The organism is Aedoeadaptatus acetigenes (assembly GCF_025566985.1).
Lineage (GTDB): Bacteria > Bacillota > Clostridia > Tissierellales > Peptoniphilaceae > Aedoeadaptatus > Aedoeadaptatus acetigenes.
In genome coordinates this window covers 38,527-60,506 of the sequence record NZ_JAOQJD010000012.1, presented here as the reverse complement: position 1 = coordinate 60,506, position 21,980 = coordinate 38,527, and the positions used below count along the sequence as shown (strand labels likewise).

Here is a 21,980-nt window from a genome sequence, read left to right as displayed (position 1 = left end):
TCTCTCTATTGTTCATCTCGGTTCCATTTTATGTAAAACGGAAAGGACGCACGATGAAAAAATTTGTGTTGAAGCGATTGCTCATGGCAATTGTCACGATGTGGGTCATCATCACCATCACATTCGTGATCATGCACGCCGTGCCGGGCGATCCCTTCGCGCGAGAAGGAAAAATGCCGGAACAGGTGTATCAAAACTTGCGCGCACAATATGGTTTAGATAAGCCCCTAGGCGAGCAATACGTTATCTATTTAAAGAATATTATGAAAGGCGACTTCGGCAAGTCCATGAAGTCTCAAGCCGAAACTGTTAACCAAATGATCAAGCGCGGTGCACCCGTGTCGGCGCAAATCGGTTTGCAGGCCTTTATTATCTCCATGATTTTGGGCCCGGCCCTGGGAAGCATCGCCGCTTTATACCAAAACAAACTGCCTGATTACATCACCATGATCATCGCCATCATCGGCATTTCGGTGCCGAGCTTTATTTTTGCCACCCTGCTGGTGCAGTTCGTGGCCAAGCAGGTGGCGTGGCTACCCATTAGCGGCTGGGGCACCTTCAGCCACTCCATACTACCCTCCCTCTCACTGGCCCTCATGCCCATTGCGGCCAGCGCGCGGCTCATGCGCTCTTCCATGCTGGAAGTATTGGGCCAAGACTACATTCGCACCGCCCGCTCCAAGGGCCTGTCGAAATTTAAAGTCATTATGGGCCACGCCGTAAGAAACGCCATTTTGCCCGTGGTCTCCACTTTGGGTACCACCCTTTCAGGCCTTTTGACCGGTTCGTTCGTTATTGAAAAAATCTTCGGGGTCCCCGGCTTGGGCAACTTCTTAATCTCCTCGGTTACCAACCGGGATTACACCCTGATTATGGGCACGACGATCTTCTATTCTTTCGTGCTGATTATTCTTCTCTTGATCGTTGACATTCTCTATGTGGTCATCGATCCCAGAATTCAATTGACGGGAGGGAAGCGATGAAAAACGAAACGACCTTTAGTCCCATCGATCCTTCTCTCTTTACCCCGGCTCGAAAAGACGACAACAAGGAGCGCATCACCCGCCCGGTCATCGGCTATTGGACCGATGTGTTCCGCCGCCTGCGCCAAAACAAATTGGCCATGGTGGGCTTGATCACGATTATTCTACTATTAATCATGGCCTTCGTCGGCCCGTCCATCGTGGGATTCGATTACTCCACCCAAGATTATGCCCGCCAAAACATGGAACCGAACAGCATCAATCTCTTCGGCACCGACGAACTGGGCCGCGACCTCTTTACCCGGGTCTGCTACGGGATTCGCTACTCCCTCTTGATCGGGATCTTGGCCGCCGCCATGGACTTTGTCGTCGGCGTCACCTACGGCGGCGTCGCCGGCATGGCCTCCGCCCGCGTGGACAACATTATGATGCGGATTGCGGAAGTGGTCTACGCCATCCCCTATTTGCTCATCGTGATCCTGATCTCGGTTATGTTGTCAAACGAACAGGGCGCCAGCCTCTTTACCCTGGTTCTTGCCATGAGTATTACGGGCTGGGTGCCCATGGCCATTATGGTCCGCGGCCAGGTGCTGCAGCTTCGCGAAAACGAATACGTCACCGCCGCCCGCTCCCTCGGTGCGGACAAGGGCTATATTTTAAAGAAGCACATTATCCCCAACACCTTGGGCCCCATTCTCGTTAACATTACCCTCACCGTGCCCCGCGCCATTTTCTCGGAGGCCACCCTGAGCTTCATGAGCTTGGGTCTGCAACCGCCCCAACCCTCCTTGGGCGTGCTCTCCAACGACGGCCTCGGGGTCATGGGGATCGGCCTCTTTTATCAAATCTTCTTCCCGGCTCTCATGATCTCTCTTATCATGTTCTCTTTTAACGTGCTGGGCGACGGTTTGAGAGACGCCCTGGACCCGAGACTTAGAAAGTAGGTGGCATCGTGACAAACAATATTTTGGAAATACAAGATTTATCCGTCTCCTTCGCCACCTTCTTCGGCGAAGTGGAAGCCGTGCGCCACGTGTCTTTTTCCGTAGGAAAGGGAAAGACCCTGGCCATCGTCGGCGAAAGCGGCTGCGGCAAGAGCGTTACGGCCAATTCCGTGATGCGTCTGTTGCCCCAACCGCCGGCCCTCTACAAAACGGGCAAAGTGCTTTTTAACGGCGACGACCTGCTGACGAAGACGGAAAAGGAAATGACCGCCATTCGCGGAAATAAAATCGCCATGGTCTTCCAAGACCCGATGACCAGTCTAAACCCCACCATGAAAGTGGGCGCACAAATCATCGAAGGCGTAAAACGCCACAAAGACATTTCAAAAGAAGAGGGCGAAAAGCTCGCCATCGAGATGCTTAAAAAAGTGTCGGTGCCCAATCCGGAAAAGCGGATCAACCAATACCCCCACGAATTCTCCGGCGGGATGCGCCAACGCGTCATGATCGCCATTGCCATGGCCTCCAACCCTCATCTGCTTATCGCCGACGAGCCCACCACGGCATTGGACGTGACGGTGCAGGCGCAAATCTTAAAGCTTATGAAAAAGCTGAAAGACGACATGGACGCCTCCATCATCATGATCACCCACGACCTGGGCGTCGTCGCCGACATGGCTGACGATGTCATCGTCATGTATGCCGGCGAAGTCATTGAGGAGGGCACGGTGGACGAAATTTTCGCCGCGCCCAAGCATCCCTACACGGTGCGCCTTCTGGCTGCCGTGCCGCAACTGACCATGGACAAGGAAGAAACCCTCCATGCCATTGAAGGAACGCCGCCGGATCTGTACAAACCGCCGGAAGGCTGCGGCTTCTACGATCGCTGCTCCGAAGCCATGCGCATTTGCGAAAACCAAAAACCCGAATTCATCGAACACAGCGAAGGCCACCGTTGCCGCTGCTGGAAGTACCACCCCTCCTATCCGAAAGCGAAGGAGTTGACACATGAATGAACCCATTCTGCAGGTAAAAAACCTGTCCAAACACTTTAAAGTAGAAAGCGGCTTTCTCCAAGCCGTGGACGGATTAAATTTCGACATCTACAAAGGCGAAACCTTCGGCCTCGTCGGCGAAAGCGGCTGCGGCAAATCCACCGCCGGCCGCACCATCCTGCGCCTCTACGAGCCCACATCAGGCGAGGCCATCTTTGAAGGGCAAAACATCTACGACTTAAGCCCCAAAGAAATGAAAGAGCACCGCAAAGAAATGCAAATGATCTTTCAAGACCCCTACGCCTCCCTGGACCCGCGGATGACCGTGGAAGAAATCATCGCCGAGCCTTTGGTTATCTACGGCATCGGCAACAAAAAAGAGCACAGAGAGCGCGTCATCGAGCTCCTGGAAATGGTGGGCCTAAGCGCCGAGCACAGCCTCCGCTTCCCCCACGAATTTTCCGGCGGGCAAAGACAGCGGATCGGCATCGCCCGTTCCCTGGCCCTAAAACCCAAATTCATCATCTGCGACGAGCCCATCTCCGCCCTGGATGTCTCCATTCAGGCGCAAGTCGTGAATCTTCTGAAAGACGTGCAAAAGAAACTGGGCCTCACCCTGCTCTTTATCGCCCACGACCTTTCCATGGTGCGCTACATTTCCGACCGCGTCGCGGTTATGTATCTGGGCAAGCTCATGGAAGTCGGCACCACGGAAGACTTCTACAGCAATCCTCTGCACCCCTACACGAAAGCCCTCCTTTCGGCCATCCCCATCGCCGATCCCGACGAGCAACGCAAGCGCGTGCAAATCGAATTGGAAGGCGACGTGCCGAGCCCCATCAACATGAAGCCCGGCTGCCGCTTTGTGGATCGCTGCCCCTACGGCGACGATACTTGCCGCGGAAGAGACCCCGAAATGGAAGAAATCCTCCCCGGCCAATACGTGGCCTGCTTCAAAGTGCGGGAAATCAATAAAGATCGACTGTAAAAAGAGAAGACCCCTGCGGCAACTGCACCGCGGGGGTCTTTTTGTTGGGGAGATTGATTAATTCTGAAATATCCTTTGGAGTAGATCAATCGCCTTAGAGTAATCTCCTCATTAAATGATTTTTGCTTTTTGATTTCCGTGGTTCTTCATTCTGCGGAGGGCTACTACGAACTACTACAAACTACTACAAACTACTACAAACCGCTACAAACCGCTACAAACCGTTACAAACCGCTACAAACCGCTACAAACTACTACAAACTACTACAAACTACTACAAACTACTACAAACTACTACAAACTACTACAAACTACTACAAACTACTACAAACTACTACAAACTACTACAAACTACTACAAACCGCTACGAGGATTATTACACCACTGATTATCTCTTAATTCTTTCTAATAAGTGGTTAACGTATAGTATTGCTTAGGATCTTGTTTGGAATTTCCATGCCAACGAAGAACTTCTTTCTTTGTCAGCCCTCGTAATAATTTACGCGCTGTGATGTGGCTCATATCAATAATTTCTGAGGCTGTTTTTACTGTAATCCGCCCATTTCCATACAAATATGCCAGAATTTTTCGTTCGTTTTCATTGAATTGATAAATGTCTAATTTTTTTCCAGGTCATCAATATGATCATCCATACGCAACCTTCGGGAAGCGTAGTTGTTCTCTAATTTCAATTGAAGCGCGTAAGGATTTGGTTGACTATACGTAGGCTCATTGAGATAAAAGTCCGCCATTTCATCATAAATGCGGTTTACACCTTCATTCAACTCACGGACCCAACCGAAATTTACAAGAGCCCGAGCGATTCTCGGATTTCTGGCATAACGTGTGTAACGCATATTTTCTAAAGTCACAATATTCGGTAATGAACCGGGGCTAAAAATCTCCAAGCGATCATCAAACATGCTGACACGAATATGATCGCCGCGAACAGAATAATCACAACGACTACGACGCATGTATACGACCATTGGCGAAGAAAGCGGAAAAAGTTTCCTCCAATTTCATCTGAACGAAATTTTGAGATCCCTGCCACATAATTATAGCCGGGGATTCTCTTCCCTTAAATTTTGTGGAGGTAAATCTTTATATCTACCTCGTCCAGCCGCGCCTCCACGGCCTTTAAATCGATCCTTTCCCGGCGATTCTTTTTCGCCTGAATCAAATCCTTTTTTCTACGCAAACGAAGGTAGTCGCAGGACAGATACGTCGGATTCCCGGGAAATGTGTTTCCGCTATTCTATCCAGCTGACGGGCGATTTCCTCAAAGGGAAGGTTCAAGTCCAAGGTCTTCACGCTTATCCGATTCCCGTGCATTTGATACACGTGATCGGGCTGAATCAATGCGTCCGTCCTGGCATAGAGCACCATTCCCGAAACGGTATTCTCCCTTTCGCCGAATTGGTATTCGCGATTTTTGACATAGGTAAATATCTGATACAGATTATTCGAATGAACCGTATGTTTATTGAATCGTACCCAGGTCGTATTCGCATAGTATTTCGCGTCAATAATCAGCACCGTGTTCTCTCTTTCGAGGTGAATGTCGCTCTGCATCACGGGAAGCATATCGTCGTAGCCGTCATCTAAAGACCAGGGGATTTGGGAAGCGGCGGCTGAAAGCCCGGGGTAGTGCTTTTTATAGTATTCCAAAATAAACTTCTCATAGAGACGACTCATTCTCTGCTCATCGAGATAGTCCATGACCTTCGTCGTGCCGTCAACATTCGTATGGAGCAAACCTTTTACGACAAAATAACAGATGGAGATCAACATCTGATAAGTCTGATTGTACCGATTGTATTGCAGATTCCAATTTACCTTATATAAATTGATGGGCGTGACATCGGCAAAAAATACCATAAGCTTGTGCAGTTCTTGTTTCCTTTTTCCGGTAATATCCCCACGAAGAAGCAGCGCCACCGTCGATTTAATGATTCGATTCATCGTGGTGTTTGCGGAAAAATCATCGTATGTGCAGGTCAATCGCTTCCTGAGCATGCTGTTTGTCTTAATCGACTCTCCCATGTCGATTTTCCCCCGAACGGAAGATCGCTCCTCGGTTTGAAGCAGGTACTCTTTCCCCAACCCGCGCTTCAACTGAAAGGCGATGCCCTTAGCCAAAATCGCCGCCATTAACTCCGCCGTGTTGTTAAATTCTTCCGTGGCAATCTTTTTGAATCCCTGTCGATTCAGGGCTTGAAAGGCGTAGGACAGCATGTAATAAATGTTTCGTACCGGGATCACTGAATCGCGCTCCTTAATCTGCCGATCCAATTTTCCACCTTTGTCGGCTCATCGAACCAATACTCCTTCAAGAGCGGAATCAGCTCATATTCCACAATGCCGGACAAGACTTGCTCGTCAATTGTCTCCGCCGAAAGGTTGCAGAAATAACTGTGACCGATGCAAAAGCCTTCCCCTAAGGATTCGTCTATGGAAATAGCGTTGTTTAGATTTTCCACACAGGCGATCAATCGATCAAATTTTTCATTTTCTAAGCCAAGTTTATACGCTTCGAATCCGTCCGTCGCAAATCCGGGCTTGATTTCGAAAAAGGCGAACCGCCTTCTCAATGCGTAATCCAGCATGGCCAAGCTGCGATCCGCCGTGTTCATCATACCGATGATGTAAACATTTTTGGGCACGGAAAACTTTTCGTCGGAGTATAAGAGCTGCAAGGACACGCCCCGCTTGTCATTCTCTATAAGCATAAACAACTCGCCGAATATTTTACTCAAATTCCCCCGGTTAATTTCATCGATAATAAAGAAGTAGTCGTTGTCGCCGTCGATTTCTGCTTTTTTGCAAAAGTTATAGAAAGCGCCGCGCCGCAGCTCGAATCCGTCGGCGGAAGGCCTGAAGCCCATAATGAAATCCTCATAGGAATAGCTCTGATGGAACTGGATCATCATCACTCGTTCCACATCTTTCTCTCCCATCATCGAAAAGGCCAACCGCTTGGCGGCAAAAGTCTTCCCGACGCCGGGCGCGCCCTGCAAGACAATATTTTTCTTGATCCGCAAAATGCCGATTAATTTCTCGTATTCTTCCTCCGACATATAAACATCAGACAAAAAATCGTCCTTTGTATAGTGCGGATAGATCTTTTCTACCTCTTCTACGTCCTCTTCGGACTCATTTTCAAAAATGTCTTTGAGCTTTTCTACATAATCCGAATAAGGCGTAATATCAGTCAGGGTCTTCGTGACCGCTTTTCCCGGATGGGGCCAGTCGCCGCGGTGAGTCCAATCGACTTGGCGAATATGCTTAAACTCATCGTTTCTTGAGCCGTCGAATTCGTAATCCGACATGACAACGCCGCGGCCGATCAACCGGTGCATGCCTTTTTTCACAAAAACGACATCGCCTATTTTCATCTCATTGGCAAATTGCCAAGTTAAATGGGCAGAATTTATGTAGGAAAGGCTTTCGTCATAAATCTCCTTCATTTTTGCCTTCATGGCGTCCTTGCTGTCATAGGCGGTCAGATCACCCATCCCGCCCCAGCCGATGGCCATGATGCCGGAATTGTAAAATTCATCCCACAAACCGGAACCTTTCCCGGGCGAGTAGATCCAATAGCGCTTCGTTTTCACATCCTCGTCCGCAAGCGCAGTGGTTTTTTTATCCGACTTAGCCGGGCCGGCTGACAAAACATTTTTGAATATATCAGAGGCCAGCTCTTTCGTCATCTCAACATTCATGCCTGCTTCTGTTAAAGTCCATACGCCATAAATACTCTTATCGATGTATCCTGCATTTACAAGGTAACTGCGCGCGAAAGCCACTTCATTTTCGAATTTGTTTACATTGTTTTTTCCTCTGGTAACACTGACCTCTTCTTCAGTTAAGTTTTCATTCTCTATTATTTTTGCCCGTGCTTCAGCCGGAGTGGCGGAACCATCTAAATCACGAAGAGCCTGAATTAACGGAGCAAACCACTGAAGAATTGAGGCATTGGAAAGTTTGTTTTCCTTTTCCTCTGATTTCTCCTTATTCACCTGTTCCGAATAGACCCATGCTTCAAATGACAATTCCTTAAAGTCTTTTAAAAGGCTTTCGTCGCTCTGCAAATACCTTTTCAATGCTTCAATGATCTCAAAGTATTTTGCAGCGGCCATCTTAGATTCAGTTTTAGGAAGCTGTTTTACAAATGTGGCAGGCAGTTTTCCCGATTCATAAATATACCATTCATTGCGACTGTCTAGATTTAAGAATGCGTCCGGAGCAATCCAGTACAATGCCATGGTAATTTTACTATTACCGCTGCCTCTTTTCTTCATCACCAAGTTAAAATCACGGGACATGGTCTTCCGGTTCTCTGCCGTTGGCGATTGTGCATAGGCCAAAGCCGATTCATACAAGCCCCACAAATCGTCGATGTCCTCGGCGCCCCGCTGATCGACAAAATAATAAAACGTCGCATTCTGAGGATTGAGCACCGGCAAGCTGTCAAATGACGTGGGTACCGCCGTCTTGACGTCAAAGAGCTCGGCAATGGCCGTGAGAATCTTCACGCGGTTTTTGTCCGTCAGCTTCTTATTAAAAAGGCCGAAGACCGTAAAGGGATCGATGTCGACGAGTTGATTGTCTCTTTCCAATGTGGGCATGCTGATGCCCGTCATGGTATAGATCGCCACGACCTTCTCTATCAGCTCTTTTCTTCTGTTTTTATAATCTAAAAGTTTCGAAGCAAACTCTCCGTAAAAATCCACCCAGCCGAATTGATTCTTTTCCATCACATTCTCCTCCAATACCTAATGTTCAAATCTATTTTATCGTCAATCAACGTCTTTATCCACTTTTACTCAAGTATTAGGTAGCCCGGTGCATCTTTTCTTCCAATCAAAAACCCGACTCCACCTGAAAGATGCGTCGGGTCGTATCATTTTTCTTTTCATTCCTTATCTGCCACGCAATTTTTCTGCTTTTAAAAATCCTTATTCCATCATTCCTCGATCCATCCCCGCTTTTTCCACCCGCGAAATTCCGCCCGGGCCATGATGACGCACAGAAGGCAGGTGAGGCTGTCTGCAATGGGCACGGCGTAAAGGGCGCCGTCCAATCCGTAGGTGGCGGAGAGCGCGAGTGCCAGGGGAATCAGGAGGACGCCCTGACGCACCAGAGGAATCGCCAGGGAGCGGAGGGGCTTTCCGATACCCTGAAAGAAGGAGGCTGTGGTCATGTGGATGCCGTAGAGGAAGAAGGCCATCATGTAGAGCCTAAAGAAGTGGGCCGCGCAATCCCGGTAAAGGGGATTGTCGGAGACAAAGAGCGCGGCGATCTGCCGAGGAAGCAGCAGGTAGACTGCGCACCAGCAAGCGGAGATGACCAGGGCGATGGTCGTGGCCATGCGGTAGGTATGGTGTACCCGCCCGTAGTTTTTCGCCCCGAAATTGTAGCCGTTGATGGGCTGAATGGCAGAGGAGACGCCGACGAACATGGCGTGGGCAATTTGGTAAACTTTCATCATCATGCCGTAAACGGAGAGGGCCATGTCGCTGCCGTAGATCGTGGCGGCGCCGTAGATGCGCATAAGATTGTTGAGCACAATTTGCACCAATGCGGTCAATACCTGTGTCAGAAAACTTGGGAAGCCCAGCTTTACTATCCGAAGGGTCAAGGCTCTCGTCGGGCGCAGGGCATCCCTTGTGAGGCACACGGTCTTGAGCCGGCGCAGGTAGAGAAGGCACAGGCTTCCTGCGACGACTTCGCCGATGACCGTGGCGATCCCCGCACCGACGACGCCCATATGCAAGCCGAAGATAAAAATCGGATCGAGGATGATATTGATGGCGGCGCCGGCCATCATGCATTTCATCGTGTATTTCGGCGAACCGTCGGCCCGAATCATGGCAGTAAAGGCGGGGCAGATGAGTTGAAAGGGAAAGCCGACGGCGATGGTCCTGAGGTAGGCGAGGGATTCGTCGTAGGCCGTGTCCGTGGTGCCGAAAAGTCGCACGATCCGCGGCGCGAACAGGGTGCCGATGATGGCCATGACGAGGCCGCTCACGATGATCCAGGTGACACCGTGGCCGAAGATGCGATCCGCCGTATCTTGATCTTTTCGCCCCAAGCACAGGCTGACGTTGGCGGCGCAGCCGTCGCCGAGCATAAGGGCGACGGCGTTGACGAGGATGGCGACGGGAAAGGCCACGTTTACCGCCGCCATGCCGGTGATTCCCGCACCCCGGCCCACAAAGATTTGATCGACGATATTATAAAGGTAATTGACCATAAGGGTCAGGGTCGTCGGCACCGAGTAGCGGATAAGGAGCTTCGAGATCGGCTCCGTCGCCAAAGGGCTGTCGACGGTTTGCGTCTTTTTCACCATGCACCTTCCTTTTTCGCTTTTCACTCTCGGGAAGTTTGCCGCAAATAAAAACATCCGGCGACATGAGCCTCCCCAAGGGAATTTCTTACACCGGATGCTTTTTTCGGAAGACGAAGGGAAAGGGCATCCGGCAACAAGCCGAAAAGCCTCCTTCTCCCTTCCAGACCAGACTGTTGGCTTCGGACTTGCACCGAATCAGCTATGCGCTCGCGGGCTTTTACCGCCAGTAGAATACATTCGTTTCCGAAGAAAACTTTCATCTTTAATCTATCACTATTTTATGACGCGGTCAATGATTTCATGTAATTTTTTGTTTTTTCTGGCGCTTATCCGACAAAATCGCCATAAATGCGGCGTCAGACGCAGAAAAATCGAGCAAACGCGCGAAAGCCGCCTGCTCGATTCCATTCCTTTTCAGGTCAATCTGTCTGTTCGTCATTTTCTTCTTCCAATTCCTCAGCCACTTCTTCTTCCACGGCGTCTTTGATTTTTTCATCGTCGATAATCGAGGCTTCGGCGAGTTTTTCCAGTTTTTCTTTGTCTTTTTTCGTAAACTCTTCGTCGTCGTCCAATTTCTTTCTCGTGAGGCGGTTGATTTTCTTTCTCTTTTTTATCTCGGATTTGATTTCGCTCCGCTCCCGAATCCAGGCGGCGATTAAAATCAGGATCAGGATCAATCCCAAATAGCCCAATATCGGATAGAGAATCGCCATTAATTTTTTAAATCCCAAGAAGGACAGGCCGAAGCCCGCCAAGGTAAAGAGAATCAGATTGCGCTTAAAGGTGCCTTCTGTGGCGGAAAAGCGCCTGGCGGCGGAGTAAAAAAGGGACATGCCCGTGTTAAAGATCATGCCGAAGATGATGATGGACATGGCGAGGCCCATGGCGGGATGCACGCTGTCTAAAACGGTCTGCATGGGAATGTCCGCATCTTTTACGATTCCCAAGGCGAGAAAGAGCGTCACGCCGACGAGGCCCGTAAGAATGGCCACGAGGGCGCCGCCGATCATGCCGCCGATGCGCGCTTCGGCCGGGTCGGTTTTGCTGCCCCCTAAGACAAAGGCCATGGAAATGCCGCTGATCATGCAGAGGCCGAAGTAATTGATGGTGGAGAGGGGGAGGTTGGGAAGCGCCGGTGGCAGAGTTTTGCCCAAGCTGTCTAAAAGCGCCACGTCCGGGCTCGCCTTGACCATGGTGTAGACCGCGCCGATCAAGGTAAAGACCAGGACCAAGGGCGTGAAGGCTCCGATGATTTTGGCCACTTTATCGAAATCCAACATGCCCACGACGACGATGAGGGCCGTGCACAGAAGGGAACCGATCCAGGGCGCCAGGCCGAATTGTTGCTCCAGATTCGATCCGGCGCCGGCAATCATAACAAAGCCCATTAAAAAGCAATTGACGATAAGAGCGTAGTCCATGAATTTCGTCACGGCGGTGGAGGTGACTTCGTCCAACACGTCGATGTGGCTTTCGGCGACGAAGTGGCTGCCTAATTGAAGCACAATGCCGCCCACCACCACGTGCAGCACGCCCACCGCGGCGATGCCGTAGATCCCGGGAAGGCCGAAGGACAGAAAATACTGCATGAGCTCCTGCCCGCTGGCCAGGCCGGCTCCGGTGAGGACGCCGACGTAGGCGAAAATAATGCTTAGTGTTTTTTTATTCATTCATTCTCCTTTGTGAAATGCCATTACTTAACTTAAATAGTTTATCATAAAATCCCTCTCCATCAAAATCGCCCGCTTACGTGACAAAAAAACCGACGTCCGCTTCATCGTCGACGCCGGTTTTCCGATTTTTTCTACTTTCCGAAACTTATTTTTTTCTTGTTTAGTATAAAGGAGCCGAAGAGGACCAAAGCCAGGCCCACGGCCATGTTTAGGGTAAATGCTTCGTCCAATACGAGGACCGACAGGAGGGAACCGAAGATCGGTATAAACAGTTTGTAGACGCCGAATTCATTGGCGTGGTAGTGTTGCAGCACCGAAGTCCAAATGGAAAAGGAGGTCGCCGAGATAAAGGAGCCGTATAAAATCATGAGGCAAGCTTTCGGCGTCAGGGCCAAGGGCCTGCCGGCGATGGCGAGCCCCAGGAGGATGAGCACCACGGCACCGATCATAAATTGAAAGGACGTAAGGATAAAGGAATTTACGCCCTTTCCGTACTTTCGAATCATCACCGAGGCCAAGGCGTTTAGGGTGGTGGCGATGAGCACAAAGCCTTCCCCGACAAAGCGCACGCCGCCGGTGTTCTCCGCCGGGCCATTGGAAATAATGATGCCTGCAGTCCCTAATAGGAGGGCGATGAGAATATTCGGGTTCACCTTTTCGTTCGGGATCAAGATCGCCGAAATTAATACGACGAGAAAGGCATTGGTGGATTGGATAATCGACGATTTCACGCCGGCCACGTGAGAAAGGCCGATGTAATAGAAAATGTATTGCAAGGACGTTTGAATCAAAGCCAGGATCACGACGAATTTCCAATTGACTTCCTTAAAGGCGATCCGCCGCCCCTTTTCGCTCACCTTAAAATAGATGAGAGTCAAAAAACCGGCCAGTAAAAACCGGATCCCCGCCACCAAGATTTTTAGCCCCGCATCCCCTTGGCCGATGCCCAACTCCGTAAAGGTGCATTTTATTAAGGGAATGGCGCTCCCCCAAAGGAGCATGGCAAGAATACTTAATAAAATCGCATTTCTCTTTTTTGCTAACAACTTGTCCTCCGCAACTTCTCTCTTCTTTACAATTCCCCTGCCCGAAAGGGAATCCCGGGCAGTGAATGCCCTTTGGCGAATCAAAAACCCCGACCGGGGAAAAATTACCATGTCGAGGTTTTTTTCATTTATTTCTCTTTTTTCACGTTCATTCCCAAGCCGTGGCTTCAACAAAAGGCCTCTTTCCCTCTTCGACCACACTTCGTCTAATGCCATTATCATACCACAAAGGAACGCAGGAATAAAAATGCGCTCTGCCGGCCGAATTCCTACAAGAAATTAAAGGGAAAGATGGAAAATTCGCCGGTCGTAGAATAGGTAGCTTTTCAACACGCGATACCTCGTATAGGAATACAAAAGGGCGCGATAAGAGGACACAACGCCCTCTTCGCCGCTCCATGGAACGGGAAAGCACAGCAGGATGCACAAAAGAAGCAACTTCTTTTTCTTACGCATTTGCTTTTTCATCAATCGCCGCCTTTTCTCATGCCCGAGGCATTCTTAGCCCTTGCCCATAACGGACATGAAGCGTTCAAACATCATATTGGAATAGCCGTCTTTTTCCACGAGATCTTTCCAATGGAGAATGGCCTCCGCGTCGGTGACTTTATCGGGAAGCATCATGCTTCCGTCCTTCAAGCTGATGGAGGGAGAAAATGCCGTGATATCGTCTCTGTAGCGAATGGTGATCTTGCCGTTTGGGGCAATGTCGCTGATGTTTTGGCAAATAAAGGTGATGCCGGTGGTTCCAAGGGTATCAAAGGAGGGATTGTCCTCTTCCTTCAGCTTTCCGCCCTCTGAAATCGCAAGTTCTTTGAGGCAAACAGAGGCGTTCTTGTACTTGGGAATCACCAGGTAGCATTCCTCTCCATTGAGATAGGGCCTGTCGCCGCCCTCGCTCTCTTTCACGGAAAGAAGCATGTTCGGATCTTCCCAATTGGTGAACACGCCTGTCCAAGCGTGTAGTTTCGCCAAGGTCTCTTTCAAGCTCCCTTCGTCAAAGGCGGCACCCAGGTGGATGATGAAGGCCTTGTGGTTTTCATCGGCCGGATCGACGCCGAGTTTTCTCGCCATTCTTACATAAACATCGGATATGGGATCTGCGTCAAATTTGTCGGCCCTCAGTTTTAAAAGGGGCGGGCACAGTCCCGCGTCCGGGTCGATGGATTGGGCGCAGACAAACATAGGCGCGCCCACTTCGTCGATATAGATCCGTTGATCCGGAGCCTCGCCTTTGTCCCAGAGATTGTTTAGCACCAAACCGGTGTAGTGGTTCGGATTGTAGAAATAGGACGAATCGGTGCTATCTCGATAATAAATGCTCGTTTCTTTAGCCTGCGCTTCGACCAAGCTGTTTTCGATGAGTCCCAACAGCTCGCCCTTCGCCACGCCGAAATGCTTCATAAGGGCATCGTCGTCGATGAACTTGCCGTCGAGAAGGGAGAAATTAAACACGGTGTAATGGGCCGGCCCTTGTTCCCAAAGATCGGAAGTTTCGATCATGACGCTTAGCACATCCTCGTCTTGATAGGCGGAAAAAGCGGCATAGATTCCAAGATCGTTGCCTTCCATCTCCTTTTCATACTTGGCGTAGGTGGCCTTCATGGCGTTCATCATGTCGTCGATCTGCTTGTTGGCTTGAGCTGCGTCTTCGGATCTTCCACATAGGAAGACATGGAGCCGATCGTCGCACCCTCCACGGGTTTTAATTTGGCCACTGCCTTTGAAACGCCGTCATTGGCCGCCCCATTGCCGCGATTGGCGCTATCCTTTCCGGACTCGACAGAGTGATTGGCGCAGCCTGCGAGGAGAAGGGCCATTAAAAGAATGAGAACCTTTGAATATCTTTTCATACTATCCCTCACTTCAGTAAAAGGTATCTGCTTGACTTTATTATAATATAAAGAGCCATTTGAAATACATCTTATGTAAAACATAATCGAGAAAGCAACATGCTTACGATTATGTTGACTTGAAGAGTGCGCCAGTAGATTCGTGATTTATTATTTCAAGATTCATCTTGTTTTTTAAGAAGTTTTTTATATTCTTCTTCCAACTTTTCTCTCTCAGTTTTGGATATATCCATTGCCAATCTAGAATTGATAGTAGATAGTCTAAAATCGCGCAAAAATTTGTCCGTATTATCACTCTTATTGAATTTATTCTTTCTTTCTTTGTATTGTAGTAAGTTTCCTTTAAAACCAGTAATTCTTTCATCCTTAATGATTAAAAGACTGTTTGCTATGTTATTTATAAACTCTTCATCATGGGTTACGAAAAGAAATGGTCTATCATAAGATTTCAATAGATTTTCTAAACTTTCAATTGCTCTTATGTCTAAAAAGTTTGTCGGCTCATCCAGAATTAGATAGTTAAAATCAGCTGTCAGAATTTTAACTATTTTTACTTTAGCTTTTTCTCCATCGCTTAAAACCCCGATAGTTTTATGTACATTTTTATTTCTAAAGCCCAGCCTTGCAAGCACAATCCTCGTCAAGGTTTCATCGTAGATGGTTGTATTTAGTACGTTCTCTAAAATACTATTGTCTTCTTCTAAAGTCTCATCCATCTGACTAAAATAGCCTATATTAAGATTTGGATGCACCCATATATTCTCTTTATTAAGAATCATTTTTAAAAGAGTAGTTTTCCCACTGCCATTATCGCCAATAAGCGCCACCTTGGAATTGTTTTCTATTGTAAATTCAGACTTTTCAAATAGAACTTTTTTATTAAACACTTTATTTAAATTTTCTGCCCTTATTAATACTTTAGAGTGAATCCGTTTAATCTCCGGTGCAGATAACTTTATATCCTCTTCTTCCTTTGGTCTTTCTTTCGCTTCAAGTTGGTTTATTCTTGCCTCTACTGACTTCACTTGCTTGTCAAGTTTCTTCTTATTTTCCTGCCCGCCCATCTTATGAAGTCTGGCTTCTGAATTTCCCATTCTTCTAGGTGTAGTTCTAACTTTTGACGACTGTTCCTTGATACTAACTGCTAGGTTTTCAAGCCTTCTTTTTTCTTTTACATAGTTTGTATATTCTTTTTCTTTGAATTTTTGCCTTTTTTCTCTTTCTTCAAGGTAAAATTGATAGTCTCCATTATACTCTTCAATCTTTCCATCTGATAATTCTAAAATCTTATTGCAGGTTTTATTAATAAAGTCACGATCGTGCGAAATGATCAGGTATCCCATCTTTCTTGAATTTAATTTCTTTATTAGTTTCTCTTTTTGCACGATGTCTAAATGTGATGTTGGCTCATCCATTAAGAGAAACTTTAAATCATCAGACAATAGATCGAAAAGCTGTAATCTTCTAAATTCTCCCGGGCTATACCTGTCGTCAATATTTAGTTTTGCCTTAGAATAAATTTCATTGGAACTATATTTGTCTTCGACACCATCATTCAATAGATAGTCCAAATCTCCATCGACATTTACTATCCCCGTATATTCCTTTTCAAGCCCTAAAATAAGTCGAAATAGTGTTGTTTTACCCGCGCCATTGTCCCCGATCAGAGCAATCTTATCTTTCTCGTTAATCGATAAGCTATTGATTTCAAGTAGTTGTTTATCAGGCAATGTCTTTCTTAAGTTGTTTATATTTATCATAAATCCTCCTTTGATTTTTGATAGGATTTCTTTCCTCTATTATCTGTTTCTTGTGCTCTTTGTGTTAATCATTTTTCTATACCTCCAAATATTATTTTTTGTATACCCATATTAAAAAAACATCAAGCCTCTATCGCCATAAAATAAACAGATTCGGCCGTCTCATCACCTCATCCGATCGTTCTATCATAAATCAAGATCGAAACTTTCCAAGTACTTTAAAGAAGCACTTTTTCGTTTCTGCAAACAGATTTTTTCCACCTCACACTTTCGTGTGATGTGGTAAAAGGAACTTGCCGATATAATTTGTTTAAGCTTATAAGACACCCCTATTGATTCTGCAAAGAGAGTGATCTTTGAAGGGAGGATGACACATGAAGACGCGTTTACCATTTTTTAAAAGAGCTGTGCCCATTGCTTTGGTTTTGGCACTGGTCTTGGCACTCTCCGCCTGCGAAAGCGGAAAAAATCAGGTCACCGAATTCAAAATCAGAAACGACCGCGTCGGCACGGAGGTATCCTTTAATCTCCCCGGCAGCGAAGAGGATTGGGAAGTGGTGGATCATCAATTCGGCACGACCTCGGAAGATATCAGCTACTATCCCAAAGGCGACGATTTAGACGGCACCAACAGCTGGAGCGTCCAGGCACAGCTCTCGGCAGAGGATTCGTTCTATAAGGAAATTGTCATCGACGGAGAAGAACCCGTGGACGACAGCCAGAGCGTGGTGGAATCCGATTCGGGCATGCGATGGCTTAAAACCACAGGCGACGGCAACTATAACTGCTACGTCACTTGCCTGGATAAGTATTTGAACGGCTACCACACCGTCGAATTTATTATCTTGCCGAACGGCCAGCTTGAGGATGGCCAGGAGCCCGACAAAGAACTTTTCGACAAAATTGAAAAGACGATTCTGAACAGCCTGAAATACGACAGCGCCTATGAGGGCAAGCCGGACTATTCCGACGGGGCCTACACAGGCACCCATCAGGTGAAATGGCCCTTTGAAATTCCCTTTGAAAGCAGCGCAATCAAGGTCGAAGAATTTGTGGATGACAACGGCTTAGTGGTCCGCTTTAAATACGAAAGCCCCGAAAACCCCTCCGTCGTCTACCGCATCGAATTGATTCGCGATTTCATGCACAATCCTGAAGAAAGTGACGGCAAATCCTACATCAATGAGCACTTTGTCAATAATGAGGATCCTTACAAGGAAGAAGGATTCGAGGTCATGAAAATCGCCGACTATGAAGCGGCGATGCGCTTCAATCAAGAAAATATCAAAGATGAAGTGGTGATCGAGATTCCCGAAGACAAAGTGAAACAACACCTCGTTCTCGATATGTTCACCTTTATCGATAGCGACACAGACGCCGACAAAGGTGATGAAAAGAACAAACAAAAGATCATCGACATGGCGGCGGCCATTGCAAAAAGCGCAGAATTCATCGGATCCCCCGAATCCGGTGCCGATGAAAATAAATAGCACACTCCTTTCCTTTATATAAACAAAACGCTCCGGATTTGAGCTTCACGCCGATCCGGAGCGTTTTGTTTTATTTCTTTTAAATCCATAGACCGGCAGCATTTCTTGCCGTGTACGGGCGTAAAGCGCTTTGCTTTATCGCCGCTTTTGCCGCCGAATCATTGAATCCCATCTTTCATTCTTTCTCGTCATGATAAAAAAACCGCATTCCTTACTTGATTAAACTGCAAATTTGCTTTCCATTGAATTGGCCACTCTGACCAAGAACAACATGACGGGAACCTCCACCAGAACGCCGACCACCGTCGCTAAGGTCGCCCCCGACGATAAACCGAACAGGGAAATCGCCACGGCGACGGCAAGTTCAAAGAAATTCGAAGCACCGATCATGGCGCAGGGCGCCGCAATGCTGTAAGGCAATTTCGCAAGATGTGCCATGGCAAAGGTTATGGCAAAGATAAATAAGGTTTGAATGATGAGGGGGACGGCGATGCGTAGGATGTTCATCGGTTGCTCCGCGATGTGATGCCCTTGAAACGAGAAAATAATCACTAAAGTGAGCAATAAGCCGACCATCGTATACTTATCAAACCGAGGAATAAATTCTTTTTCTAAGTACGCTTCGCTTTTTCTCGAGAGAATAAACCGTCGCGTGGCGATGCTCGCCACCAGGGGCACGACGATGAATAGGACAACCGATAAAAACAATGTTTCCCACGGAATGGTGATATTGCTCATATTCAGCAGAAAACTTACAATCGGTATATATGCAATGAGAATGATCAGATCATTGGACGCTACTTGAACCAAGGTGTACGCACTGTCCCCGTTTGTCAACTTGCTCCATACAAAGACCATGGCAGTACAGGGGGCCGCACCCAGCAACACGGTACCCGCCAGGTATTCGGTGGCTAAATCGGGGCGCAGGATTTTTCCGTAAACACCAAAAAAGAACGCATAGGAAATAAAATACATGGATAGCGGCTTAATGACCCAATTGGCAATCCAGGTGATAAACAAGCCTTTCGGATTCTCTTTAATTCCCTTGATGCCGGCAAAATTAATTTTTAGCATCATGGGATAAATCATGATCCACAATAAGATCGTCGTGGGAATGGATACATTGTAAAACTCGAATCGAGCCAATGTGTTCGGAATGACCGGAAGAAATTTCCCGATGAAAACCCCAATCACCATGCATAGTAAAACCCAAAATGTAAGATTTCGCTCGAAAAAGCTTATCTCTTTTTCTTCCGTCATATTATTCCCCCTCCTCTTCGGCCCTTTCAATCAATTCAATCACTTTTTCCTCGATCCTGCGGATCACGTTTATGAATGCTTCATCGCCTTTTCCCGTAGGATCATCCAGGCCCCAATCCTCACTTTTGTAGGAAAAGGGCAAAACCGGGCATACGACATTGCATCCCATGGTAATCACTTCATCCACCGGCGGAATTGCTTGAATCAATTTGGATTTTTGCGTTTTTTCCATGTCGATACCATACATCGCCATCATCAACCGCCGGGCATCCGGATTAATCTCCTCTTTTATTTCAGTGCCGGCTGAATACACCTCCAGCACATCGCCCCCTAATTTCTTGGCCAAGGCTTCAGCGATTTGGCTTCTGCAGGAATTATGCACGCAGACAAATGCAACTTTCTTTTTCATAAATCACCGTCTCCTCTTATTTACAGATACAATCTGTTTTTGCCGTGGTAATCATCGCGAGAAATGCTTTTAATTCAGATATTTTTGATTGATTCAAGGTGTATTTCATCCAGGGTCCGTCCTTTCGTCCGTCCACAAGCCCGCTTTTTGTCAACAAATTCATATGATAACTTAATGTGGACTGCGAAATACTTAATTTTTCTAAAATATCGCAGGCGCACAATTCGCCGCAGGAAAGCATGTCGATTATTTTTAAGCGCGTTTCTTCGGAAATGGTTTTTAACATGAGGACGTAATCCCCGTAAGAATCCTTCATTTTATTTTTCCCCCTTGCAACAGAAACATAAGATCGATACCTATCGATGTTATCGACATTTTATCAGGCACATCGATGGTTGTCAATGTGTTTCGGCCTGCGCGCTCCATAAAAATCGTTTATTCCATGAAAAAAGTTAGGGTATTTCACCTAACTTTTCTCATCCTTTTGAATAAACTACCTAAGCGCATCCGGCGTCGATTCGGAAACAACGAAAACGAACGATCGTATCTTTCGACGCAGTGCGGGCTTCTCTATGCTTCTTCTATGGCGCCTACCGGGCAGCTATCCTTTGCTTCCGCTGCCGCCGCTTCCGATTCCAGAGGTACGTCTGTTTCAATGGCCTTGGCCACGTTCATCGGTCATGGAAAATACTTCCGGGCAAATCCCTGCGCAAAGTCCGCACCCGATGCAATTTTCATTGACTCCATATTTCATAATAACGTCTTTTCATTATTCCAGGGTAAGAAGAAGCGCCATCTTAAACTTCTTCGTCGCTTTTACCGAGTGCAGACCACCTTTCGCGAAGTGAAAGTTTTCGCCGGCGCGAATGGCATGATCTTTTCCTTCATATCCGATCACGGCCTCGCCGTCCAAAGCAAAGATGATTGCCTCGCCGGGGGCGGCGTGTTCCGAAAGGCCCGTGCCTTCATCAAAAGCCATCACCACAAGCTTCATCTTGTCATTGTGCACCACGTCCATGTTGACGATCTTTCCTCCCCCATAAGGAACGAGGTCTTCCAGCTTAAAAACTTCTCCTGCTTTGATGATTTCGTTCATCCTACTCTCCTTTTCTACACAAACTTCCGTATACACACTGCCTTCTTCCGTTCGCATGCCCACGGGGACGTCGGTCCATGTGAAGATGCATTCTCCGGCGCGCAGCTTTTGCGAAAAGCCGTCGTTTTCGTAAACCTCCACGCTTCCCTCCGCCACGATCAATAATTTATGATAGGGATAGATTTCCGCGCTGATGTCGGTATGCTCGGCCAGGGAAAAATACGTGATCCCACTATCGCCTCCGAAGGCTTTTGAGACGGTGCATCCCGGAATCGGCGGATTCACCTCCCCGATGGAAAAGACTTTTCCGGTGGTTTTCTTTTCGTTGATCTCCAAGTCGTTCATGATTTTTCCTCCTCCCTCGCTTTTCTACTTGTATTGTAGTACAATCGCAACAACACGTATGTTGTTATGGCAACAAACCGGAGGTTTTTATGAATACTTTTTTTCTGGCAAACACGCAGCTTTTCCGCGGCATTAGCGAAAGTGAAATAAAAGAGCTCCTCCTCTGCCTCGGCGCCTATGAGCGGAAATTTCAAAAGGACGACGTCATCTTTCGAGCCGGATCGCCTGTCGATGCCTTCGGACTTGTAACATCCGGAAGCGCCAATATCGTCGTAAATCTCTATTGGGGAAACAGCATTATTTTCGGGCACGTGGGCAAAGGAGAGGTCTTTGCGGAAAACTACGCGGCCATTCCCGGAAAAGAGCTCCTGTGCGATGTCGTGGCCTGCGAAGATACTGAGATCGTCTTTCTAAATATGAAACACGTTTTGACGACCTGTCAGAAAGGATGCGCCTACCATAACCGCATCATTCAGAATATGCTTCGCATTTCCGCTCAAAAAAATCTGAACATGTCTTCCCGCATGATGCATACGGCTTCAAAATCTCTAAGGGAAAGGCTCCTGTCTTATTTCTCCGAGCAAGCCTTGGAACACGAAAGCGCACACTTCACCATCCCCTTTAACCGGCAACAGCTTGCCGATTACCTCGCCGTCAACCGCAGTGCCATGTCCAATGAACTTTCGAAAATGCAGGCGGAAGGACTCATTACGTTTCGGAAAAATGAATTTATCTTGAATGAAGCCGCACGGGATGAATAGGTTGCGATGGGAGGGATTAATG

23 protein-coding genes and 1 riboswitch are annotated in these 21,980 nt (G+C 47.6%); of the genes, 6 read left to right on the top strand and 17 right to left on the bottom strand.

Translation table 11 applies throughout. The features are described 5' to 3' along the window. Positions 1–53 precede the first annotated feature (53 nt). Genes OCV31_RS07605 through OCV31_RS07590 form a run of 4 tightly spaced genes read left to right on the top strand, consistent with a single transcriptional unit; the run spans position 54 to position 3,910 of the window. Positions 54–983: an ABC transporter permease gene (locus OCV31_RS07605; RefSeq protein WP_148473992.1), complete on the top strand. Its 930-nt coding sequence runs from the start codon at positions 54–56 to the stop codon at positions 981–983. Next, on the top strand, positions 980–1,927 hold the full coding sequence (locus OCV31_RS07600) for an ABC transporter permease (RefSeq protein WP_148473989.1): 948 nt from the start codon (positions 980–982) through the stop codon (positions 1,925–1,927). The genes OCV31_RS07605 and OCV31_RS07600 overlap by 4 nt, the downstream gene beginning before the upstream one ends. Positions 1,928–1,935: 8 nt before the next feature. Then, complete coding sequence (locus OCV31_RS07595; protein ID WP_148473987.1) at positions 1,936–2,943, top strand: ABC transporter ATP-binding protein; 1,008 nt, start codon at positions 1,936–1,938, stop codon at positions 2,941–2,943. Next, on the top strand, positions 2,936–3,910 hold the full coding sequence (locus OCV31_RS07590; RefSeq protein ID WP_148473985.1) for an ABC transporter ATP-binding protein: 975 nt from the start codon (positions 2,936–2,938) through the stop codon (positions 3,908–3,910). Before OCV31_RS07595 ends, OCV31_RS07590 begins: the two co-directional genes overlap by 8 nt. A 405-nt stretch (positions 3,911–4,315) precedes the next feature. Here the strand turns inward: OCV31_RS07590 and OCV31_RS09795 are convergent, their stop codons facing one another. The 11 genes from OCV31_RS09795 to abc-f form a co-directional block, all read right to left on the bottom strand. Continuing rightward, positions 4,316–4,525 carry a winged helix-turn-helix domain-containing protein gene (locus tag OCV31_RS09795; protein ID WP_394800650.1) on the bottom strand — a complete coding sequence of 70 codons (210 nt, stop codon included), beginning with the start codon at positions 4,523–4,525 and terminating at the stop codon, positions 4,316–4,318. Between the two features lie 2 nt (positions 4,526–4,527). Next, positions 4,528–4,899, bottom strand: a complete 372-nt coding sequence (locus tag OCV31_RS07585; protein ID WP_267303880.1) for an ATP-binding protein — start codon at positions 4,897–4,899, stop codon at positions 4,528–4,530. Positions 4,900–5,089: 190 nt separating this feature from the next. Further along, positions 5,090–6,205 (bottom strand): 5-methylcytosine-specific restriction endonuclease system specificity protein McrC, encoded by a 1,116-nt coding sequence (mcrC, locus tag OCV31_RS07580; RefSeq protein WP_267303879.1) that lies wholly within the window; start codon positions 6,203–6,205, stop codon positions 5,090–5,092. Then, on the bottom strand, positions 6,172–8,670 hold the full coding sequence (locus tag OCV31_RS07575) for an AAA family ATPase (RefSeq protein ID WP_148473983.1): 2,499 nt from the start codon (positions 8,668–8,670) through the stop codon (positions 6,172–6,174). Before OCV31_RS07575 ends, mcrC begins: the two co-directional genes overlap by 34 nt. Positions 8,671–8,879: 209 nt before the next feature. After that, on the bottom strand, positions 8,880–10,265 hold the full coding sequence (locus OCV31_RS07570) for an MATE family efflux transporter (protein ID WP_148473981.1): 1,386 nt from the start codon (positions 10,263–10,265) through the stop codon (positions 8,880–8,882). Positions 10,266–10,409: 144 nt separating this feature from the next. Continuing rightward, positions 10,410–10,520, bottom strand: a riboswitch (FMN riboswitch). Positions 10,521–10,563: 43 nt separating this feature from the next. Further along, the gene (locus tag OCV31_RS07565; protein WP_267303878.1) at positions 10,564–10,704 is read right to left on the bottom strand and encodes a hypothetical protein; all 141 of its coding nucleotides are present in this window, start codon (positions 10,702–10,704) and stop codon (positions 10,564–10,566) included. Further along, positions 10,685–11,935 carry a YkvI family membrane protein gene (locus OCV31_RS07560; protein ID WP_148473979.1) on the bottom strand — a complete coding sequence of 417 codons (1,251 nt, stop codon included), beginning with the start codon at positions 11,933–11,935 and terminating at the stop codon, positions 10,685–10,687. Before OCV31_RS07560 ends, OCV31_RS07565 begins: the two co-directional genes overlap by 20 nt. A 134-nt stretch (positions 11,936–12,069) precedes the next feature. Continuing rightward, on the bottom strand, positions 12,070–12,984 hold the full coding sequence (locus tag OCV31_RS07555) for a DMT family transporter (protein ID WP_148473977.1): 915 nt from the start codon (positions 12,982–12,984) through the stop codon (positions 12,070–12,072). A gap of 501 nt (positions 12,985–13,485) precedes the next feature. Continuing rightward, on the bottom strand, positions 13,486–14,601 hold the full coding sequence (locus tag OCV31_RS07550) for a hypothetical protein (protein ID WP_267303877.1): 1,116 nt from the start codon (positions 14,599–14,601) through the stop codon (positions 13,486–13,488). Further along, positions 14,598–14,837, bottom strand: a complete 240-nt coding sequence (locus OCV31_RS07545; protein ID WP_267303876.1) for a hypothetical protein — start codon at positions 14,835–14,837, stop codon at positions 14,598–14,600. The genes OCV31_RS07550 and OCV31_RS07545 overlap by 4 nt, the downstream gene beginning before the upstream one ends. Before the next feature lie 155 nt (positions 14,838–14,992). Continuing rightward, a complete protein-coding gene (gene abc-f / locus OCV31_RS07540) occupies positions 14,993–16,597 on the bottom strand; it encodes a ribosomal protection-like ABC-F family protein (protein WP_148473975.1) in 1,605 nt (534 codons plus the stop codon). Between the two features lie 374 nt (positions 16,598–16,971). On the opposite strand from abc-f, the gene OCV31_RS07535 reads away from it, so the two are divergent. Then, the gene (locus tag OCV31_RS07535; RefSeq protein ID WP_148473973.1) at positions 16,972–18,087 is read left to right on the top strand and encodes a hypothetical protein; all 1,116 of its coding nucleotides are present in this window, start codon (positions 16,972–16,974) and stop codon (positions 18,085–18,087) included. A 219-nt stretch (positions 18,088–18,306) separates the two neighbouring features. Here OCV31_RS07535 and arsB read toward each other — a convergent pair whose 3' ends face one another. From arsB to OCV31_RS07505, 6 genes are all read right to left on the bottom strand, one after another. Beyond that, positions 18,307–19,347 carry an ACR3 family arsenite efflux transporter gene (arsB, locus tag OCV31_RS07530; protein ID WP_148473971.1) on the bottom strand — a complete coding sequence of 347 codons (1,041 nt, stop codon included), beginning with the start codon at positions 19,345–19,347 and terminating at the stop codon, positions 18,307–18,309. A gap of 1 nt (position 19,348) precedes the next feature. Then, on the bottom strand, positions 19,349–19,756 hold the full coding sequence (locus OCV31_RS07525) for an arsenate reductase ArsC (protein ID WP_148473969.1): 408 nt from the start codon (positions 19,754–19,756) through the stop codon (positions 19,349–19,351). 16 nt (positions 19,757–19,772) lie between these two features. Then, positions 19,773–20,072, bottom strand: coding sequence for an ArsR/SmtB family transcription factor (locus OCV31_RS07520; RefSeq protein ID WP_148473967.1), 300 nt, complete (start codon positions 20,070–20,072; stop codon positions 19,773–19,775). Between the two features lie 254 nt (positions 20,073–20,326). Then, positions 20,327–20,431, bottom strand: coding sequence for a ferredoxin (locus OCV31_RS07515; RefSeq protein ID WP_267303875.1), 105 nt, complete (start codon positions 20,429–20,431; stop codon positions 20,327–20,329). Next, complete coding sequence (locus OCV31_RS07510) at positions 20,409–20,510, bottom strand: ferredoxin (protein ID WP_267303874.1); 102 nt, start codon at positions 20,508–20,510, stop codon at positions 20,409–20,411. The genes OCV31_RS07515 and OCV31_RS07510 overlap by 23 nt, the downstream gene beginning before the upstream one ends. Before the next feature lie 15 nt (positions 20,511–20,525). Then, entirely contained in the window at positions 20,526–21,197 is a 672-nt protein-coding gene (locus OCV31_RS07505) for a cupin domain-containing protein (protein WP_148473965.1), read from the bottom strand. Positions 21,198–21,286: 89 nt separating this feature from the next. On the opposite strand from OCV31_RS07505, the gene OCV31_RS07500 reads away from it, so the two are divergent. Next, positions 21,287–21,958 carry a Crp/Fnr family transcriptional regulator gene (locus OCV31_RS07500; protein WP_148473963.1) on the top strand — a complete coding sequence of 224 codons (672 nt, stop codon included), beginning with the start codon at positions 21,287–21,289 and terminating at the stop codon, positions 21,956–21,958. Positions 21,959–21,980: the final 22 nt, after the last annotated feature.

Bases quoted from the DNA above. Each gene is read 5' to 3' on its own strand.
- OCV31_RS07535 (WP_148473973.1), top strand. From the start codon at position 16,972: ATGAAGACGCGTTTACCATTTTTTAAAAGAGCTGTGCCCATTGCTTTG.
- OCV31_RS07565 (WP_267303878.1), bottom strand. From the start codon at position 10,704: ATGACGAACAGACAGATTGACCTGAAAAGGAATGGAATCGAGCAGGCG.
- arsB (WP_148473971.1), bottom strand. From the start codon at position 19,347: ATGACGGAAGAAAAAGAGATAAGCTTTTTCGAGCGAAATCTTACATTT.
- OCV31_RS07560 (WP_148473979.1), bottom strand. From the start codon at position 11,935: ATGAATAAAAAAACACTAAGCATTATTTTCGCCTACGTCGGCGTCCTC.
- OCV31_RS07515 (WP_267303875.1), bottom strand. From the start codon at position 20,431: ATGAACGTGGCCAAGGCCATTGAAACAGACGTACCTCTGGAATCGGAA.
- OCV31_RS07505 (WP_148473965.1), bottom strand. From the start codon at position 21,197: ATGAACGACTTGGAGATCAACGAAAAGAAAACCACCGGAAAAGTCTTT.
- OCV31_RS07605 (WP_148473992.1), top strand. From the start codon at position 54: ATGAAAAAATTTGTGTTGAAGCGATTGCTCATGGCAATTGTCACGATG.
- OCV31_RS07550 (WP_267303877.1), bottom strand. From the start codon at position 14,601: ATGATGAACGCCATGAAGGCCACCTACGCCAAGTATGAAAAGGAGATG.
- OCV31_RS07575 (WP_148473983.1), bottom strand. From the start codon at position 8,670: ATGGAAAAGAATCAATTCGGCTGGGTGGATTTTTACGGAGAGTTTGCT.
- OCV31_RS07525 (WP_148473969.1), bottom strand. From the start codon at position 19,756: ATGAAAAAGAAAGTTGCATTTGTCTGCGTGCATAATTCCTGCAGAAGC.
- OCV31_RS07585 (WP_267303880.1), bottom strand. From the start codon at position 4,899: ATGGTCGTATACATGCGTCGTAGTCGTTGTGATTATTCTGTTCGCGGC.
- abc-f (WP_148473975.1), bottom strand. From the start codon at position 16,597: ATGATAAATATAAACAACTTAAGAAAGACATTGCCTGATAAACAACTA.
- OCV31_RS07500 (WP_148473963.1), top strand. From the start codon at position 21,287: ATGAATACTTTTTTTCTGGCAAACACGCAGCTTTTCCGCGGCATTAGC.
- OCV31_RS07600 (WP_148473989.1), top strand. From the start codon at position 980: ATGAAAAACGAAACGACCTTTAGTCCCATCGATCCTTCTCTCTTTACC.
- OCV31_RS07510 (WP_267303874.1), bottom strand. From the start codon at position 20,510: ATGAAATATGGAGTCAATGAAAATTGCATCGGGTGCGGACTTTGCGCA.
- OCV31_RS07545 (WP_267303876.1), bottom strand. From the start codon at position 14,837: ATGAAAAGATATTCAAAGGTTCTCATTCTTTTAATGGCCCTTCTCCTC.
- OCV31_RS07570 (WP_148473981.1), bottom strand. From the start codon at position 10,265: ATGGTGAAAAAGACGCAAACCGTCGACAGCCCTTTGGCGACGGAGCCG.
- OCV31_RS07520 (WP_148473967.1), bottom strand. From the start codon at position 20,072: ATGAAGGATTCTTACGGGGATTACGTCCTCATGTTAAAAACCATTTCC.
- OCV31_RS07590 (WP_148473985.1), top strand. From the start codon at position 2,936: ATGAATGAACCCATTCTGCAGGTAAAAAACCTGTCCAAACACTTTAAA.